The sequence below is a fragment of the Skermanella sp. TT6 genome (assembly GCF_016653635.2).
In the GTDB taxonomy this organism is placed as follows: domain Bacteria; phylum Pseudomonadota; class Alphaproteobacteria; order Azospirillales; family Azospirillaceae; genus Skermanella; species Skermanella cutis.
In genome coordinates this window covers 5,520,285-5,538,600 of sequence record NZ_CP067420.1, presented here as the reverse complement: position 1 = coordinate 5,538,600, position 18,316 = coordinate 5,520,285, and the positions used below count along the sequence as shown (strand labels likewise).

Genomic DNA, 18,316 nt, shown 5'->3' with positions numbered 1-18,316 from the left:
CCGGATGCCGCCATGGCCGATTACGCCCGCAAGCTCGAAGACCTTAAGAACACCCTGCTGACGGCGGAAACTTTCGCCCGGGTGCAGGAGAAATTCTTCGACGAACTGGGAATGAACCGCGACTTCATCGCCGCCGGCATGCAGGTCGACGTTCCCCTGCTGAAAGCCGCGTTCGAGCAGGTCGGCCGGCAAGTGTTCGGCCCGACCTGCATCGTCCAGGGGTTCGCCCTGTTCCGGATGGAGGCTGACAAGTTCGTCCATGGCGGCTGCATGATGAACGGCTGCCTGGCCACGGTCCTCTATTTCGAGGACGTGGACGTGGGCCTGGTCGCGGTCTCCACCGACTTCAGCACCGGCGCCATGACCTATGCCCGCATCTCGCTGATGCAGGGGAGGGAGGGACTGGAACCCGGCCCCGTCGCCCCCGGCCCCGGCACGATCCAATAGCCGGCCGGGGGAGACGGACATGGCAGACCAAAGGGCGGACCACAGGCGCAAGCTCGAGGAAATGAAGAAGGTCCTGGTGACCGACGAGGATTTCGGCCGCGTCTACCGGATCTTCTTCGACGAGGTCGCGTGCCATCGCAGCTTCATGGCGCTGGGCAAGAAGGAGAAGAGCCCGCTGCTCAAGACGACGCTGAGGCTGGTCGGCGAAAGCCTGTTCGGCACCCCCTGCGAGGTGACCGGGTTGTTCCTGTTCAGGCTGAAGCAGGAGAAATTCATCCACGGCTGCTGCAACCTGAACTTCCATCCCGCGACCATCATCTATTTCGAGGACATAGACATGGGCATGTCCGCGATCATCCGGGACATGCGGACGTCCATGATGACCTACAGCCGCATCACCACCACCGTGGTGAGGGACACCGGCAAGGCCCACAACCTGGTTTCCGGCGGCATATCGCGGCATTGAGACCATTGGTTATCGGTCAGCCCGTGGGACTGCCCGTCCTGAGCCGGTAGCCGACGCCCGGTTCGGTGATGATCAGGACCGGGTGGCCGGGGTCGGCTTCCAGCTTCTGACGGAGCTGGTTGACATAGACGCGGAGATAGACGGTGTCGTGGGCATGGGCGGGTCCCCAGATCTCCTTCAGGATCTGGCCGTGGGTCAGGATCTTGTCGCGGTTGCGGACCAGCAGGCTGAGCAGCGCGTGTTCCTTGGGCGACAGGCGCTGCTCGACACCGTCCCGGACGGCGAGGCGCCGGGCCAGGTCGATCGTCAGCCCGCCGACAACCAGCCTGTCCGGATCGGTCTCGGCACCGCCGCGCGGGCGCGACGCGGCGCGGATGCGGGCCATCAGCTCGCCGATTCCGAACGGCTTGACCATGTAGTCGTCGGCCCCGCGGTCCAGCGCCTCCACCTTGTCCGTCTCGTCGGACCGGACCGACAGCACGATGATCGGGACGGGGCCCTTCTCGCGGATCGCCGTGATCACCTCCTGCCCGTCGATGTCCGGCAGGCCCAGGTCCAGGATCACCAGGTCGGGCCGCTCCCCCGCGGCGGCCTCGATCCCTCCCGCGCCGGTCTCAGCTTCCAGCACGCGATAGCCCGACGCGGTCAGGCTGATCCGCAGGAACCTGCGGATCTGCGGTTCGTCGTCGATCACCAGGATCGTCAGCATCGGATGGGCCCGCTTCTAGTCATCCACAGATGCACGCAATGAATCACAACTGTCCGGCACAGTAATTGCTAAATCAACCGAAGGATGCTTTTCCAGTAGAGCGTTCCTCCCTTTATCGTCATGACCGGGCTTGACCCGGTCATCGCCTGCAGGCTTCATCAGCGCTGCCATGCAGGGAGATACCCGGATCAAGTCCACGGCTGTCCGGCATGGTACTTGCTGATCAACTATTGAGAACATTTCTAGCGACTGTTTTCTCCTTCAGTTCGTCATCCGCGGGCTTGACCCACGGATCTCAAAGCATGGAGGCTTCGATGCTTCCCGCGAACGATGGCCGGATCAAGTCCGGCCATGACGAAAACGGAGTGTTTCTGCCCGCGATTAATCCTTTCGCAGAATAAGCAATCTCCGTGCCGGACAGCCGTGCTGATCAACACGGATATTCTCGAGGTGCACTCCATGCCTGAAACAGGGGTCCGTTTCCTGGCAATTTCCTTATCTGTGTCCATCTGCGTTCATCTGCGGCCAAAAATAGAAAATCAAACTCATTCAACCACCTCCGGCGGCGGCGCCGTCGGCAGGCGCATGACGATGCAGGTGCCGGCGCCGTTCAGGCCGGGCTGGGCGGAGATGCGGCCGCCATGCGCCTCGACGATGCCGCGGCAGATCGCCAGGCCCAGGCCGGTCCCGGCGGTCCGGCTGTCGCCCTCCTCGACCCGGTAGAACATGTCGAAGATCCGCTCGCGGTCCTCCGGGGCTATCCCCGGCCCCTGGTCGCAGACCTCGACGATGACCCGATCCCCGCGCGCGACCGCCCAGACGGTGACCGGCGTTCCCGGCGGCGAGTATTTGCAGGCATTGTCGAGCAGGTTGAAGACCACCTGCTCCATCAGCATCGGGTCCAGGCGAAGCAGCGGCACCGCCGGGTCGATCTCGACCTTGACCGTGCGGCGGCGCAGCAGCTTCTTCGCCCGCTCGATCGCCGACGCCACGATGTCGCGCAGGTCCACCCAATCGGTGCGGGGCCTGAGCTGGCCCGAGCCCAGCCGCGTCATGTCCAGCAGGTTCTGCACGAAGCGGTTCAGCCGCTCGGCCTCCTCCTGGATGGTCTGGGCCAGCTCCAGCCGGTCGGCGGGCTTCAACGTCCCCTCGTAGGAGACCAGGCTGGAGGCGGCCCCCAGGATCGAGACCAGCGGCGTGCGCAGGTCGTGCGAGAGGGAGGAGAGCAGGGCGGAGCGCAGCCGCTCGGTCTCGGTGGCCAGGCGCGCGTGCTCGATGTCGGCCACCAGGTTGGTGCGCTCGATCGCCAGGGCTGCCTGGTCGGCCAGGGTGTCGAGCAGGCGGCTTTCCTCCGGCGAGAGCAGCCGGCCCGCGGCCTCGATCTGGACGCCCAGCACGCCTACCGGCCCGCGCCCGGTCTTCAGCGGCAGGAACAGCCAGTCCGAGGTCGGCAGCGTGGCGGAGCCCCGGCCGGCCGGCTGGGCGTTGGCCCAGGCCCAGTCGGCGGCGGCCCGCGCCTTGTCGTCCAGCCTGTCTTCAGGCGGGAAGCCGGCCCGGACGGCGAGCCGGCCGTCCTCCGGCAGCAGGACCAGCGATCGGCCGCGCAGCGTGGACGCCACGTGGTGGACCACGGCCCACAGCACGTCGTCCTGGTCGGCCGCCGCGGCGATCCGGCTGCTGAAGTCGTAGAGGTTGGCGGTCCGCCGGGCGCTCAGCCGGGTCGCCTCCACCTGGGCGCGGACGCGGGCGGCCAGGTTGCTGGTGATGAAGGCCGTGATCAGGAAGAACACCACGGTCAGGATGTTCCGCGTGTCCGCGATGTCGAAGGTGAACAGCGGGTCGGTGAAGAAGAAGTTGTACGACATGAAGCTGGCGACCGACACGGCGATCGACGGCCCCAGCCCATGGCGGATCGCGACCAGAAGCACCGCCATCAGGTATATCAGGGAGATGTTGGGCAGGTCCAGGAACAGGCTGAGGCCGTAGCCGCAGGCCGAGGCCGCCACGGTCGCCACGGCCGCGACGGCGTAGCCGTTCCAGTCCAGGCGCTTCCTGCGAACGGCGGCCGGCGGCGGCTTGGCCTCCCCCTCGTCCTCGCCGCCGACAACCGTCACGTCGAAGCTGTCGGCGCGGGCCAGCAGCTCAGCCGTGACGTTGCGCCGGCGCAGGAACGGCAGCCTGCCGCCGCGCGGCCGGCCGGCGATGATCTGGCTGACGTTGCGGGCGCGGGCGAAGTCCAGCAGCTCGGCGACGACGGACTCGCCCTGGATCACCCTGGTCTCGGCGCCCAGCTGCCCGGCCAGCCGCAGGGCATCCGAGATCCGGTTCTTGGCCTCCTCCGGTAATCCGGCGTGGCGCCAGGTCTCCACATGCACCGCCATCCATGGCGCCTGACGGCGGTCCGCCGTCCGCTTGGCGGTGCGGACCAGCCGCATCACCGCCCCGCCGTCGCCGACGCAGGCCAGGATGCGCTCGCGGGTCGGCCACGGCCCCGGGATCGCGTGGGCGCGCATGTAGTTGACCATCTGCGCGTCGACCCGCTCGGCGGCGGCGCGCAGCGCCATCTCGCGCAGCGCGGTCAGGGTCCCGGCGGAGAAGAAATGGTCGATCGCGCGGCGCGCCTGGTCGGGGACATAGACCTTGCCCTCCGCCAGCCGCTTGATCAGCGTCTGCGGCGGCAGGTCGATCAGCTCGATCTCGTCGGCGGTCTGGAGCACGCCGTCGGGCACCGTCTCGCGCACCCGGATGCCGGCGATGCGCTCGACGACGTCGTTCAGGCTTTCCAGGTGCTGGATGTTGAGGGTCGAATAGACGTCGATCCCGGCGGCCAGGATCTCCTCGACGTCCTGGTGCCGCTTCAGGTGCCGGCTGCCGGGGACGTTGGTGTGCGCCAGCTCGTCCACCAGCGCAAGCTTCGGCCGACGCTTCAGGATGGCGTCCAGGTCCATCTCGCGGAAGGTCAGGTCGCGGTACTCGACCGGCCGGCGCGGCACCACCTCCAGCCCGTCGAGCAGGGCTTGGGTGTCGCGCCTTCCATGGGTCTCGACGATCCCGGCGACCACGTCCACGCCGTCGAGCCTCTGGTCGCGCGCGGCTTCCAGCATGGCGTAGGTCTTGCCCACGCCGGGGGCGGCACCCAGGAAGACCTTGAGGCGGCCGCGCCGCTCGCGGTTGGCTTCCGCGAGCAGCGCTTCGGGCGAGGGGCGGTCGGCTTCGGCCATCAGGTCCCGTCGAGAGCGAGGTTGAGCATCAGCACGTTAACGCGCGGCTCGCCGAAAACGCCCAGGGTCCTGCCCTCCGTCAGGCGGCCGACCAGCGCCCGCAGGTCGGCCTCCGGGATCCCGCGCGCCTTCGCGATGCGGGGTACCTGCCACAGCGCGGCTTCCGGCGACAGATGCGGGTCGAGCCCGCTGCCCGACGCCGTCACCAGCTCGGCCGGAACCGGGCCGCGCGCCGCCGCGTCCGGGTTGGCCGCCTGCTGGGCCGCGGTCCGGGCCCGGACCTCTTCGGCCAGCTTCCCGCTGGACGGCCCCAGGTTGGAGGCGCCGGAGGCGGCGGCCTCGTACCCGACCGCCGAGGGCCGGGGCTGGAAATGCTCCGGCCGGGCGAAGGGCTGGGCGATCAGCGCGGAGCCGACGGTCCTGCCGTCGCGCTGCACCAGGCTGCCGTGCGCCTGGACGGGAAACAGCACCCCGGCGATCCCGGTGACGGCCAGCGGATAGAGCACGCCGGTGATGAGTGTCAGCACGGCCAGCATCTTCAGGGCCGGTTTCAGTTCCTTGAACATTCTCTCTTTCCTCAGGCCAGGCCCAGGGCGTTGACGCCCAGGTCGATCAGCTTGATGCCGATGAACGGCACGACCAGGCCACCGAGCCCGTAGACCAGCAGGTTCCGCCGCAGCAGGCTGGCGGCTCCCGCCGGCTGGTAGCGGACGCCCTTCAGGGCCAGCGGGATCAGCGCCACGATGACCAGCGCGTTGAAGATGATCGCCGACAGGATCGCGCTGGAGGCGCTGCCCAGGCCCATCACGTTCAGCGCCTCCAGCTGGGGATAGGCAGCCACGAACAGCGCCGGGACGATGGCGAAATACTTCGCCACGTCGTTGGCGATGGAGAAGGTGGTCAGCGCGCCGCGGCTCATCAGCAGCTGCTTGCCAATCATCACGATCTCGATCAGCTTGGTCGGGTCGCTCTCCAGGTCCACCATGTTGCCGGCCTCGCGGGCCGCCTGGGTGCCGGTGTTCATGGCGACGCCCACGTCGGCCTGGGCCAGCGCCGGCGCGTCGTTGGAACCGTCGCCGCACATGGCGACCAGCTTGCCCTCGGCCTGCTCCTGGCGGATCAGCTCCAGCTTGCGCTCGGGCGTGGCCTCCGCCAGGAAGTCGTCCACCCCGGCCTCGGCGGCGATCGCGGCGGCGGTCAGCGGGTTGTCGCCGGTGATCATGACGGTCCGGATGCCCATCCGGCGCAAGGTCGCGAAACGCTCCCGGATCGCCGGCTTGACGATGTCCTTCAGGTGGATGGCTCCCAGCACCCGGCCGCCCTTCGCCACCACCAGCGGCGTGCCGCCGGCCTTGGCGATCCGCTCGACCGCCTGGCGCAGGTCGCGCGGCACGGCGCCCTCCCCGACATGGCGGGCGATCGCGTCGGCGGCGCCCTTGCGGATGCGGACGGGTTCGGTGCCGAGCCCGGACGGCATGTCCACGCCGCTCATCCGGGTCTGCGCGGTGAAGGGGACGAAGGCGAAGCCCGCCGTCTCCACCCGCTGGAAGCCGAACCTGCGTCCGGCCAGCGCCACGATCGACTTGCCCTCCGGCGTGTCGTCGGCCAGCGAGGCGAGGAAGGCGGCTTCCGCCAGGTCGCGCTCGTCCACGCCGGAGACGGGGGCGAACTCCGCCGCCTGCCGGGCGCCCAGGGTGATGGTCCCGGTCTTGTCCAGCAGCAGCGTGTCGATGTCGCCCGCCGCCTCGACCGCGCGGCCCGACTTGGCGATGACGTTGAAGCGCACCAGCCGGTCCATGCCGGCGATGCCGATCGCCGACAGCAGCCCGCCGATGGTGGTCGGGATCAGCGTGACCAGCAGGGCCACCAGGAACACCACGGGCAGGGTGATTCCGGAATAGCGGGCGAAGGCCTCCAGCGTCACCACGACCACCAGGAAGATGATGGTCATGCCGGCCAGCAGGATGTTCAGCGCGATCTCGTTGGGGGTCTTCTGGCGCTTGGCGCCCTCGACCAGCGTGATCATGCGGTCCAGGAAGCTCTCGCCGGGGTTGACGGTGATGCGGACCACGATCCGGTCCGACACGACGCGGGTGCCGCCGGTCACCGCCGAGCGGTCGCCGCCGCTCTCGCGGATGACGGCGGCGGACTCGCCGGTGATGGCGGATTCGTCCACCGTGGCGATGCCGGCGACCACGTCGCCGTCGCCGGGGATCACCTCGCCCGCCTCCACCACCACGAAGTCGCCGGCCCGCAGGCCGGCGGCGGGGACCGACTGCCACTCCGTAGCGGCCGGGTCGGCCAGCCTTCGGGTGGTGGTCTCCGTCTTGGTGCGGCGCAGGCTGGCCGCCTGGGCCTTGCCCCGGCCTTCGGCGACCGCCTCGGCGAAGTTGGCGAACAGCACGGTGACCCACAGCCAGGCCGTGATCTGGCCGGCCACGGCGAGGCCGGCGCCGCCGCCCCCGCCGCCGCCGATGACCAGGTCGCGGACGAACAGGACGGTGGTCAGGGCCGCGACGACGGCGGTCACGAACAGGACGGGGTTGCGGGCCAGCTCGCGCGGGTCGAGCTTGCCGACGGCGGCGCCCGCCGCCTGGGCCGCGATGCCGGCGTCGAACAGGGAAATCTCGGAAGTGCGGTGGCTCATCGGTTCATGTCCGCGAAGGGGGCGCCCCGGGCGAGCGCCAGATGTTCGGCTACCGGCCCCAGCGACAGCGCCGGGAAGAAGGTCAGGCCGCCGACGATCAGCACGGTGCCGACCAGCAGCGCGACGAAGAGCGGCCCGTGGGTCGGGAAGGTGCCGGCCGATTCCGGCAGCGTCTTCTTGGCGGCCAGGCTCCCGGCGATCGCCAGCACCGGCAGGATCACCAGGAAGCGGCCGAACAGCATGGCGAACCCGATCGCCGTATTGTGGAAGAGGGTGTCGGCGCCGAAGCCGCCGAAGGCCGAGCCGTTGTTGCCGGTGCCCGACGCGTAGGCGTAGAGCAGTTCCGACAGGCCGTGCGGTCCCGGCTCCTGGATCGAGGCCGCTGCGCCGGGCACGACCAACGACAGGGATGAGAGTCCCAGCACCCCGAAGGGCACGGTCAGCGCCGCGATCATGGCCAGCTTGATCTCCCGCGCCTCGATCTTCTTGCCGAGATATTCCGGCGTGCGGCCGACCATCAGCCCGGCGATGAAGACCGCCAGCAGCACGAAGATCATCATGCCGTAGAGGCCGGCGCCGACGCCGCCGAACACCACCTCGCCCAGCATCATGTTGACCATCGCTACCATGCCGCCCAGCGGCATGAAGCTGTCATGCATGGCGTTGACCGAGCCGTTGGAGGCGGCGGTGGTGGCGACCGCCCAAAGGGCGGAGTTGGCGATGCCGAAGCGGACCTCCTTGCCTTCCATGTTGCCCGCTTCGGACCAGACCGCGACGGCGATGCCGGCCACCAGCATGATCGCCATGGCGGCGAAGATCGCCCGGCCCTGGCGGCGGTCGCCGACCATCCGGCCGAAACTGTCGGTCAGCCCGGCCGCGACCAGCAGTAGGAACAGCATCTGCACCAGGTTGGAGGCGGGCGTCGGGTTCTCGTAAGGGTGCGCCGAGTTGACGCCGAAGAAGCCGCCGCCGTTGGAGCCGATCTGCTTGATCGCGACCTGGGACGCCGCCGGCCCCTGGGCGATCAGCTGGCGACCGCCTTCCACGGTCTCGGCGGTGAAATAGGCGTCCAGGTTCTGCGGCACCCCCTGCCACACCAGGAACAGCGCCATGGCGAAGGCGAGGGGCAGCAGCAGGTACAGCGTGCCGCGCACCAGGTCGGCCCAGAAATTGCCGACCGTCCGGCTGCCGCGCCGGGCGAACCCCCGGATCAGCGCCATCAGCACGGCGATGCCGGTCGCGGCGGAAACGAAGTTCTGCACGGTCAGCCCCGCCATCTGGGCGAGGTAGCCGAGCGCCGCCTCGCCGCCATAGGCCTGCCAATTGGTGTTGGTGGCGAAGCTGACCGCCGTGTTGAAGGCGAGGTCCGGGTCCATGCCGGCCATGCCCTGCGGGTTCAGCGGCAGCCAGTCCTGGAGGCGGAGCAGCGCGTAGAGCAGCAGCAGGCCCAGCAGGTTGAACGCCAGCAGCGAGGCGGCATAGCCGGTCCAGTGCTGCTCCGCCCGGGGATCGACGCCGCACAGGCGGTAGACGCCGCGCTCGACGGGACCCAGCGCCCGGTCGAACGGGGCGGGGCCGTTGCCGAACACGCGCGCCATGTAGCCGCCCAGGATCGGCGTCGCGGCGGTGAGGATGACGAGATAGAGGGCGATCTGGAGGGTTCCGGCGGAGTCCATGTCCGGTTCCTCCGCTCAGAACCGTTCCGGGCGCAGCAGGGCATAGCCCAGATACGCCAGCAGCCCGGCCGCGACGATGCCGCCGAGGATGAGGTCGATCGACACGGCGGCGCTCACAACCGTTCCAGCGCGCCGGCCAGCCGGTCCGACGCCGCGAAGAACGCCAGCGCCACGGCCAGGAACACGAGGTCGAGCATGTCTGTAAGTCTCCCTGAATAAACAGGAGACCAGGCTAGCGGGGACTCGCGTTAATTCTCCATGCGGTTTTCCGGGCCGGTGGTAAGCGCAAGATCAAGGGATGTAAGGAAGATGTTAAGGCCGCCCGGAATGCGCTTCTTGCCGAAAAACGCTTGATCCCCGCGGCGGAACCGGGTAGGAACCGGGGCTCAAGGCACGGACGCCGGTTTAGCTCAGTGGTAGAGCACCCGCTTCGTAAGCGGTAGGTCGTCAGTTCAAATCTGACAACCGGCACCATCCTTCCCCTCCCAAGCGACCGAAACGGGCACCCGGCACCTCACCGCCAGAGCGTTGAGATCGGCACGGCGAACAGGCGTTCGCCGAAGGGCACGACCTTGTCGTGGTCATACAGGACGAGACCGAGGGCGAAGCGATCGCCGCACGCCCCGGCCAGCCGCCGGGGCCTCCGATGACTGTCCGTGCCACCGAAAAGTTCCGACCGATTGAAAGTACGACCCCGACCAATTGAAAGTCGGAAGGCGGCCGATTGAAAGCGCGGCCTGCTCCCGTCTCGCGAGCCGGCCTCCGGCGCCATGGTTTCCCAGCCAAGCACAAGCGACCGTGGAAGCGGCATCCAGCCGCTTTCCGCTGGCCAGGGGAGACTCCGATCTGGACGCCGACGGCCGGCATTATTCCCCGGCCCGATCCTCCCGGATCTTCTTCAGTAGCTCAGCGCGTCCGCCCCGATGCCGAGCAGCGTCAGCCCGCCGTCCTGGGTGTTCCCGCTGGTGACGAGGCCGGACGCGTTGCCGGACTGGACCGTCAGCCACTTCGAGGCTTCCACGATGTTGTCGAGGATGCGGATATCCTCCGACCGGTTGCCGTGATTGTCGGAGGCGACGTTCACCACCGTGGGATAGCTGTTGTTCGGGTCGAACTTGTTGTCGGAGATGACGCTGTCGCTGCCGCCCAGGACGTTGACCGCGCGCTTGGCGAGGTCGTAGACATGGTTGCCGGACACCGTGATGTCCTTGGCCTGGTAGTCGATGCCGCCGGGATAGACCTTGCCGGGCTGCGAACTGTAGCCGCCGACGATGATGCCGTCGAGCACATCGCTGATGTCGTTGTAGAGGATCTTGATGTCTTCCGAACCGGCCTTGACGGTGATGCCCGACCGGTTGCCGGACTTGGTGGCGTCGCTGATGTCGTTGTAGGCGATCACGGCGTCCCGGACATAGACGTTGTCGATGCCCTCCTCCCGGCCGAAATCCTCGACGGTGTTGCCGGTCACCGCGACATACCGGGCCTGGGCCAGCTTGATGCCGTCGATGCTGGAACCGCTGATATGGTTGTCCTCGATGACGATGTTGGTCGTCAAGTTCTTCAGGTGGCTGCCGCTCTGGGTCAGCTTGATGCCCTCGGTCCCGCCCTGGATCGTGAAGCCCTTGATGACGAGATAGTCCTCGCCGTAGGCGGAGATGCCGGGCTTGCCGGAGGACGCGATGATCTTCGCCGCGCCTTGGCCGTCGGCCGAAACCAGCCAGACCGGCTTGCCATTGGTACCGCTCGCGTCGTCCAGCGAGACGCTTCCGTTGTAGGTGCCGGACTTGACCATGACCGCGGTGCCGGGCGTCGCCTTGTCGATCGCCGCCTGGATGGTCTTGAACGGCGATGCCGAGGAGCCGTCGCCGCCGCCCGAGGCATTGTCATCGACCCACAGCAGGTTGGTGGGCTTGGCGCTGCCGACGCCGGGAACGGCCGACTTGGCCAGGGAGCTGAGCGTCAGGGGAGAATATGCCATGTAAGTCTCCTTAGCCTCGGATGGAAATCCGGGCATGCTGGCCGGCGCGAAGAATTACTTCGCTCCAGGTACAGTTGTGATCAGGCTGTGACCAAGTGTGACCAAAAAGAGGATGAATAAATGACAGACTAGGGAGTGGGTACTTGCGCTGTTATGCGTTTCATTTGCCGAATTCACAGACTTCTTTATCGGGTGTCAAGCCGGAAAGGAAATTTTTACCCTCAATGTATGCAAATGTATGGGGAAGTCTCGAAAATATGTATTATCTGGAATTTATTGGACTGTGGATTTGCCTCAGCCGTTCGATAGTTGAGTAATCACCTATCGAACGGGTTTCCATGTCCGGATATGGAGGCTGAAATTCCGGGGCACGGCTCGGAGTTGTTTCACCGATCGATCGGGGTGCCGTCGCGGCCCGGCAGGGAAGCGCCCCGGTTCGCCGACCGGGGAAGGGTGGACTGATCCTGCCGGTCCGGCTGTGCATGCGAGGTCAGCGGATCGACCCGGTACCGCGCCCGCTCTTCCGGCGTGAACTCCGCGAGCCCTTCGGCCCGCAGGGCGCGCAACTCGCCCAGGAGCGCCGCGAGGTCCGAATTGCGGGGCGTCACCGTCTTCACATGGAGGGCGCCGGCGCGCTGGACCAGGACATGCCACCGGCCGTCCTTGATCCGCAGGGAGATCGGCCGGCCCAGGACCGCGGCATGGGCCAGCACCCGGTCCAGGCCCGGCGACCAGAGGCGGAGCAGATTGACGGAGTTGTCGTCCGTGCTTCCGCCGAAGCGGCTTCTGATCCGCGTCGCGCTCGAACTCACGACGGTGTCGGGAGCACCTCCGGATTGCAGCGGCACGACGTTCTCCGCCCGGGCGGCCCGCCACCATTCCGACCGCCATCCGGCGTCCGGTCCGGGCACCCAGACCTCCAGGGCTCCGGTCCGGTTCGCGACGAGGACGCGGCCGTTCCCGGAACCCCCCATGACGGGACGCGGCCTCCAGAAGCCCGCTGAAAAGCCCATCCGGGCGAGACCCTGCTCCGGCCTGACGAAGGCGATCTCGGTGCCGTCCGAGAGACGCCATCCCCGCATCCTGTCGGACTGGTGGAGGACCGCAGTCGTACCGTCGGTCAGCACCATCGCTGGTTCCTCGTCGGCGTGGCCCAGGGATCTCAGCAGGCGGCCGTCGGGGAGCGAGAGATGGTCCACCGCCCCGTCGCTCCGGACAACGACGATGCTCCCGGCATCCGGGGCCAGGGCCACGGCGCGCGGCATCGCCGGCCCGGTCCGCGGCACCGGCTCGACGGAGTCGCGGTCGGGGTCCCAGATCCCGACGCCCTGGGCGACGCCGACCAGGAGCGATCCGGAGGGCAGCGGGATCAGGGTCGATCCCGGCTCGAAGGTCCGGGAAACCGCCGGCCAGGGAGAGCCGCCCTTCCAGTGATGCGCGCGGCCTTCGAGCGTGATCGCGCTGGCCGTTCCGCCGGCGCCGGTGATCCAGGCATCCCGTATGTCCGACTCCTCCGCCGCGACCGATACCGATATGCCGAGCGTCTTCCGGTCCAGGCTCAGGATCTCCCCGTTGCTGCCCAGCGCCGGGATCGGACCCTCTCCGCCTGCGTTCACGAGCATCCTGATATCCGGGACGTCATAGCCGCCGCCGCTGGCGATGTGGGCGCCGTCCCATGTCCGCGCGGCCATGACAGTGTTTCCGTCCGATCCGACCAGCGTCTCGCCGCCGTCCAAGAAGGCCAGCGTGGTCATGCCGCCGAACCTGCCGACCGTCGTGACGGCCGGCCGTCCGGGGCGCGGGTCGAGGATCGCCGTCGCGTTCCGCTCCGGCGTCTCTCCGAACGCGCTCACGGCGACGATACCGTCTTCAGGGGAGAGGGCGATGGCCGCGATCCTGGCTTCGAAGACACGGAAGGACCAGAGTTCCCGCCTCTCGTCGAGATCGACCAGACCCGCCCGCCCGCTTTCCGTGCCGAAAGCCAGGGTCTTCCCCGAAGCATCCATGGCGATCGCCGAGATCCCGGCCTCGGGAAGGGCGACGTCGGATGGCTTGTCCGACCCGGCGTCCCAGACGCGGATCCGGTCCGCATTCCATCCGACGACGCGCCGACCGTCGTCGCTGACGAGAGTTCCGTCGGGCGCCCAGTCGGCCGCGTCGATGACCCAGGGCTCCCCTCCGGGAGGCGCGATCTCGACGGTCTCCGCGAACTGAAGCGCCGTGAAGCCGCCGGAGGCGCTCAGCGCCATCCGGGCCGGATTGCGACCGCCGCTCGGCAGTATCGCCTGCGTGGTCCCTGCTGCGGAACCGGCCCGGTACTCCAGGCCCGATCTGCTGTCCCACCGGATCGAGACGGGTCCCGACTTTCCCGCGGCGATCACCGACGCCCTCGACTCGGGTATCCGAAGGCGGCTCTTCGGAGGAGTCGGGGCGTCCAGCTTCCTTACAGCCACGACACCGTGATGCATGACCAGGACGAGATCGTCGGTTCCCGCCGGCTGGGCCATCACGTCGACGCCGTGGAAGTCTTCGAAGACACCCAGCGCCTGTCCGGTCGCGGCGTTCCAGGCGGCGGCGCCGTCGGTCCATCCGCCGGTCAGCAGCAGCTTGCCGCCGTCGGTGAACAGGAGGTCCTGTATCGCGCTCGTATGCGCCTCGATGACCAAGGGTTCCGCCATCAGGTCGTCCGGCCGGACGGGGCCGAGGAAGACCTGGCCGCGGGCGTCGCCGACCGCGAGCGTTCCGCCGTCGGGCGAGAATCGCAGGGCGGTGATGAAAGCCGAGCGGGGCGCGGTCTTCCCCAGAATCCGCGGCTCCGGGCCGGCCACGTCGAGGACGGTGACGAGGCCGAATTCGGTCGCGGTCGCGAGCCGGCGTCCGTCGGGCGACCATGCGACGGCCGTCACCCCGGCGTTGTGCCGGACCACCGCCTCGGCGTCCGCGGCGCCGATCCGCCAGAGCCGGAGGGTGCGGTCGTCCCCCGCGCTGGCGACGCGGTCTCCCGCCGGGCTCGTCGCTACCGCGTTGACGTCCCCGCCATGCCCGTCGAACTCCGCGACCACCTCGCCGGTCGCGGTCTCGAAGACCCTGACCTTTCCCTCGGCCCAAGGCGTGGCCAGCCGACTGCCGTCCGGGCTGAACGCGAGCGAGGGAAAGGCGTGGAACCGGAACGTCTCCTCCGGAGGTTCCGGGGTCTCCCAGACCAGCGACCGGCTCGCGGCGTCCCAGAGGGAAACGGACTGCCTGTCCAGCGAACCGGCCGCGACATGGCGCCCGTCCGGCGACAGCGCGAAGACCGCGTTGCCGTTCTTTTCGAGCAGCCAGTCTCCCCGTGTCGCCGGCCGGCTGGCGAGGATCTGCTCCAGCGCCCGGTGGGGCAGGGTGTCCCGCCAGGGGAGCGGATCGTCCACCCAGTCGGGAAAGGCCTCGGCGATCAGGTTCGCCGCCGCCCGGATCTCCCCGGTGCCCAGTTCGCGGAGCGCGTCGTCGGCCAGCCGGTCGGAATAGCGGAGCGCCAGTTCCATCGCGTGGTTGCGCTCCTCCGACACCCTTTCGAAGGCCATGAAGCCCGCCGCCACGATGGCGCAGACCGTCGCGACCAGCGCGCCGGCCATGAGCCGGGCCCAGGCCCGCCGGCGCAGCCGCGCCTTCTCGCAGGCCGCCAGGAAGGCGTCCACCAGCGCCAGCCCGCCGCCGTGGCGGTCCGCCCAGGCGGCGGTCGCGCTGACCCGGGCGCGCCAGCGCTTCCTCTCCGCGGTCTCGGGAAGCAGCTTGCCCGGCTTGCCCGCCGGCGGGGTCCTGTCCCACTCCTGCGCCGCCGAGAGCAGCAGCCGCCAGCTGTCGCCGTCGCGCCGCTCCTGCTCCAGCCAGCCCAGCCGGCGCCACTGTTCCGCCTCGCCGTCGTTCGCGTTCGGCGCCTCGCCGGCGATCGCCCGCCAGCGGCGGATCAGCGCCTCGTGCCCGATGTCGATTTGGTGCTCGCCGGTAAGCTCCGGGACCTCGACGGGCGACGGCACCAGGAAGGAGCAGTCCGGGTCGCGGAACCGGTTGATCACGCGGCGCAGCGCGGCCGCCCGCGCCAGGTCGATGCCGCCGTCCGGGCCGGCGGCGGCGACCGCCTCCAGCTCGGCGACCGTGCGCCGCCGCCGGATCGCCCGGTTCTGCCGGTCGGTGTCGGTCAGTTCCTTGAACAGGCGTTCGACCAGTCCCGCGGCGGGAATGCCGCCGGGCCAGCCTTCGATCTCCCCGCGGACCTCCTCGGCGTGGCGCGACAGCGCCTCCTCCAGCCCGCCGATCCGCCGGTAATCCTCCAGGGCGAGGTGGCGGACTCCGGGGCGCTCCCCGGCGATCGACCACAGCCGCATCAGGGCGTGCTGGAGGACAGGCAGGCGGTCGTTCTCCTCCCGGTCGAGCAGAAGCGTCTGGACCAGCCGCGGGTCGATCCCGGCGCCCGCCCGCTCGACCGGCCGGCGGATGATCGGGACCAGCGACTCGCGGTCGAGCTGGGGCACCAGGTACTGGGACGCGCTGACCGCCTCGGCCAGCCCCTGGAACCGGCCGCAGTCGCCGAAGAAGTCGGACCGCATGGTGACCAGCACGGTCAGCCGGCCGTCGGGATCGGCCGCCCCGCGCAGCAGGAGCTCGACGAAGGCGCGGGCCTCCTCCCGCCGGGCGGCGCGCTCCTCCCCCCCGGCCTCCTCGCCGAACCGGAACAGCTCTTCGAACTGGTCGACCACCAGCAGGACGCGCCCGGCCGCCGACGCGTCCGGGGCGAGGTCCAGCGCCCGGGCCAGGCCGTCGGACCTGCCGTTCAGCAGCGGCGCGATTCCCCAGCGCGCCAGGCCCAGCCGCTCCTGCCGGTCGGAGAAGCGGGCGATGCGCCGGTCGTCGCTCTCGCCGGCCGACCCTGGCGGGGTGCCGCGGGCTTCCGGGTCGAGGCCGGCCAGGACCTCCGACAGCCGGCGGATCGGGGCGTTGCCGGGGCGGGTCTCGAACAGGTGCCAGGGCGGGCCATGGATCGACGCGCGCTCCAGCCGCGGCAGCAGTCCCGCCTTGACCAGCGACGACTTGCCGCTTCCCGACGCGCCGACCACGGCGACGAACCGGGACTCGCGGACCAGCCGGTACAAGGCCGTGCCCTGGGCATCCCGGCCGAAGAACCAGTCGGAGTCCTGCTTCTGGAACGGCCGCAGGCCGGGGAACGGGCGCTCCGCCGAGCACCAGGGGCCGGCGCCGCTCATCGTGCCGCTCCTTCCCGGACCCGCCGCACCAGGGATCCCAGCGCCTCGGCGGCCCGGCGCGGGTCGTCGATCTCGGCCTCCTCCAGGTCGCCGTCGAAGAACCGGGCCTTGGCCGCCTCGGCGTCGGCGCTTCCGGGTATCTTCACCAGCCACAGCGCGGGGGCGGGGCGCTTCCGCGCTCCCGGTGGGCGCGGGCGGCGCAGGGTCTTGAGCAGCGCGCGCACCGTCTCCGCGGGACCGTCGCGCCAGCAGATGACGACCGACGATACCAGCGGCAGGATCTCGGCCAGTTGGACGTGCATCGGGTCCGCGGCGTCGAAATCGGGGATCCTGGGCTTCAGGCCCTCCGCCTTCAGGCTGCGGGCGACCGCGACCGCCTCCGTCGCGTCCATCGGGTCGGCCCACACGGCGAGCAGCCCGGGCGCGTCCCCCTCTTCCCCGGCGCCGCCGGCCTCCGGGTCGCCGCCGGGGCGCAGCCGCGCGGTCAGGACCTGGATGAAGGTCAGCAGGTCGCCGTTCTCCGGCACGTCGCTGTCCCTCGGCGCGCAGAACCGGTTCAGCAGCGCCATGGCGTCCGGGCGGTGTACCGTCCGGCCGGCGCCGTCGCGCAGCCCCGCGAAGGAGGGCAGCCAGAGGATGCGGCAGGGCGTTCCAGGCGGAGCCGCCTCGTCGACCCTGGAGCCCGACCATTCCAGCTGGCGGCGAACCAGGTGCCGGTGGACCGTGCCGTCGGTTCCGTCGATATGCTCCTGCTCGCCGATCAGGTGGACCAGCGCCTCGGCGCGGTCGATGGTCTGCTGCGCCAGCAGCTTCGCCGCCGCGGGGTCGGGCAGCGGTCGCGGTTCCAGCGGCAGGGGCGTGAAGCCCCGGGCCGCCAGCTCCGCCACGACCCGCGCCCGGGCGTCCGCCATGTCGGCGGCGGCCCAGGCGACGAAGACGACGGGACCGCCGGGCTTGGCGGCGGCATCCACGGGTGCCCGGCCGGCCGCTTCGCCGGCGACGGGCGCCCGGGGCACCAGCCGGTTGATCGCGGTGACCAGTTCCCTGAGCCGCTCCAGATACAGGTTCTTGGCAATGGTGCCGAACCAGTAGAAGGGCTGGTAGTCGCCGGATTGCATGTTCCCGCTGAAGAACTCGAAGCCGGTCCGCCCGTCGAACTCGGCGGGCCACCGGTCCCGGGGAACGTCGTGGATCCCGATCCTGATCAGGCATTCCCGGCCGGGCGGCGGGTTGGCGGTCCGGGCATGGAAGCGCTCCAGCTCCATCCGGCACCAGTCGCGTTCGTAATATTCCGTGGAATGGACCGCCAGGAAGATATCGCAGCCGTCCACCCCTTCCTCGATGCGCCTCCTGAAATCCTGGGACCCGTCGATCTCGTAGGCGTCGCGCCAGATCTTCAGGTCGCTGCGGCCCCAAGCCTTGAGGCCGTAGCTCAGCGCCTCGTGGAAATAGGAGATCCATCCGTCGTCGTCGGTTCCCTTCGGAGGGAGGGTGTCGTCGACCCGTGCGTAGCTGATGAAGACGGTTGGCATGGCCAACGAAGAAACCCTTTTGACGAACAAGTTCCCTGTATTTTCACCAAATGGATTAGAGGCGGGCGAGGGGAAGTGTCAATCCTGAACTTGAGGCTCATTTTCCGTATTAAGGTAAATGGAAAGTAAACCCGCACGGTTTTCCTACCATGATATTCATTCGACCGGTCTCTGACTTTCAGATGAGGGCGGTGCTGCCCGGCAGCCCTGAGCACAGACGGCTCAAGCATGATTTTTGTGCATTCGGCACAGATTTGTACGCCCATTGGGTGATCAATGGACATCGGGGGAAAATCCCGCACTGGGAAAACTACTGCGATTACTTCTAAGGTAATAACAGGAAGCAAAGACTGTTTCTCAAATCACTTGAATTATTATTTATTCGGCAAGGATTTGCTGC

The 18,316-nt window shown here is 68.9% G+C and carries 11 protein-coding genes and 1 tRNA gene; 3 read left to right on the top strand and 9 right to left on the bottom strand.

Translation table 11 applies throughout. The features are described from left to right. The first annotated feature begins 12 nt into the window (after window positions 1-12). Together IGS68_RS25735 and IGS68_RS25730 are read left to right on the top strand one after the other, a co-directional pair. On the top strand, window positions 13-447 hold the full coding sequence (locus IGS68_RS25735; protein WP_201075477.1) for a hypothetical protein: 435 nt from the start codon (window positions 13-15) through the stop codon (window positions 445-447). A gap of 19 nt (window positions 448-466) precedes the next feature. Continuing rightward, complete coding sequence (locus IGS68_RS25730) at window positions 467-913, top strand: hypothetical protein (protein WP_201075475.1); 447 nt, start codon at window positions 467-469, stop codon at window positions 911-913. 16 nt (window positions 914-929) lie between these two features. Here IGS68_RS25730 and IGS68_RS25725 read toward each other — a convergent pair whose 3' ends face one another. From IGS68_RS25725 to kdpF, 6 genes are all read right to left on the bottom strand, one after another. After that, window positions 930-1,622 carry a response regulator gene (locus tag IGS68_RS25725; RefSeq protein WP_201075473.1) on the bottom strand — a complete coding sequence of 231 codons (693 nt, stop codon included), beginning with the start codon at window positions 1,620-1,622 and terminating at the stop codon, window positions 930-932. Window positions 1,623-2,167: 545 nt separating this feature from the next. Further along, a complete protein-coding gene (locus IGS68_RS25720; protein WP_201075471.1) occupies window positions 2,168-4,843 on the bottom strand; it encodes a sensor histidine kinase in 2,676 nt (891 codons plus the stop codon). Beyond that, window positions 4,843-5,409, bottom strand: a complete 567-nt coding sequence (kdpC, locus tag IGS68_RS25715; protein ID WP_201075469.1) for a potassium-transporting ATPase subunit KdpC — start codon at window positions 5,407-5,409, stop codon at window positions 4,843-4,845. Before kdpC ends, IGS68_RS25720 begins: the two co-directional genes overlap by 1 nt. 11 nt (window positions 5,410-5,420) lie before the next feature. After that, on the bottom strand, window positions 5,421-7,490 hold the full coding sequence (gene kdpB, locus IGS68_RS25710) for a potassium-transporting ATPase subunit KdpB (protein WP_201075467.1): 2,070 nt from the start codon (window positions 7,488-7,490) through the stop codon (window positions 5,421-5,423). Next, on the bottom strand, window positions 7,487-9,166 hold the full coding sequence (kdpA, locus tag IGS68_RS25705) for a potassium-transporting ATPase subunit KdpA (protein ID WP_201075465.1): 1,680 nt from the start codon (window positions 9,164-9,166) through the stop codon (window positions 7,487-7,489). The genes kdpB and kdpA overlap by 4 nt, the downstream gene beginning before the upstream one ends. 15 nt (window positions 9,167-9,181) lie before the next feature. Further along, a complete protein-coding gene (gene kdpF, locus IGS68_RS25700) occupies window positions 9,182-9,271 on the bottom strand; it encodes a K(+)-transporting ATPase subunit F (protein ID WP_158048343.1) in 90 nt (29 codons plus the stop codon). A gap of 294 nt (window positions 9,272-9,565) precedes the next feature. Here kdpF and IGS68_RS25695 point away from each other — a divergent pair. Then, window positions 9,566-9,640 (top strand) — tRNA-Thr (locus tag IGS68_RS25695). Window positions 9,641-10,064: 424 nt separating this feature from the next. Here IGS68_RS25695 and IGS68_RS25690 read toward each other — a convergent pair. The 3 genes from IGS68_RS25690 to IGS68_RS25680 form a co-directional block, all read right to left on the bottom strand. Further along, window positions 10,065-11,144 (bottom strand): right-handed parallel beta-helix repeat-containing protein, encoded by a 1,080-nt coding sequence (locus IGS68_RS25690; protein ID WP_201075463.1) that lies wholly within the window; start codon window positions 11,142-11,144, stop codon window positions 10,065-10,067. Between the two features lie 386 nt (window positions 11,145-11,530). After that, window positions 11,531-16,384, bottom strand: coding sequence for an nSTAND1 domain-containing NTPase (locus tag IGS68_RS25685; protein ID WP_201075460.1), 4,854 nt, complete (start codon window positions 16,382-16,384; stop codon window positions 11,531-11,533). Further along, window positions 16,381-17,916: a toll/interleukin-1 receptor domain-containing protein gene (locus tag IGS68_RS25680; RefSeq protein WP_201075459.1), complete on the bottom strand. Its 1,536-nt coding sequence runs from the start codon at window positions 17,914-17,916 to the stop codon at window positions 16,381-16,383. Before IGS68_RS25680 ends, IGS68_RS25685 begins: the two co-directional genes overlap by 4 nt. Between the last annotated feature and the right edge of the window lie 400 nt (window positions 17,917-18,316).

Excerpts from the sequence above, each read along its gene's own strand:
- IGS68_RS25725 (WP_201075473.1), bottom strand. The coding sequence starts at position 1,622 with ATGCTGACGATCCTGGTGATCGACGACGAACCGCAGATCCGCAGGTTC.
- IGS68_RS25735 (WP_201075477.1), top strand. The coding sequence starts at position 13 with ATGGCCGATTACGCCCGCAAGCTCGAAGACCTTAAGAACACCCTGCTG.
- IGS68_RS25730 (WP_201075475.1), top strand. The coding sequence starts at position 467 with ATGGCAGACCAAAGGGCGGACCACAGGCGCAAGCTCGAGGAAATGAAG.
- kdpA (WP_201075465.1), bottom strand. The coding sequence starts at position 9,166 with ATGGACTCCGCCGGAACCCTCCAGATCGCCCTCTATCTCGTCATCCTC.
- IGS68_RS25690 (WP_201075463.1), bottom strand. The coding sequence starts at position 11,144 with ATGGCATATTCTCCCCTGACGCTCAGCTCCCTGGCCAAGTCGGCCGTT.
- kdpB (WP_201075467.1), bottom strand. The coding sequence starts at position 7,490 with ATGAGCCACCGCACTTCCGAGATTTCCCTGTTCGACGCCGGCATCGCG.
- IGS68_RS25720 (WP_201075471.1), bottom strand. The coding sequence starts at position 4,843 with ATGGCCGAAGCCGACCGCCCCTCGCCCGAAGCGCTGCTCGCGGAAGCC.
- IGS68_RS25685 (WP_201075460.1), bottom strand. The coding sequence starts at position 16,384 with ATGAGCGGCGCCGGCCCCTGGTGCTCGGCGGAGCGCCCGTTCCCCGGC.
- IGS68_RS25680 (WP_201075459.1), bottom strand. The coding sequence starts at position 17,916 with ATGCCAACCGTCTTCATCAGCTACGCACGGGTCGACGACACCCTCCCT.
- kdpC (WP_201075469.1), bottom strand. The coding sequence starts at position 5,409 with ATGTTCAAGGAACTGAAACCGGCCCTGAAGATGCTGGCCGTGCTGACA.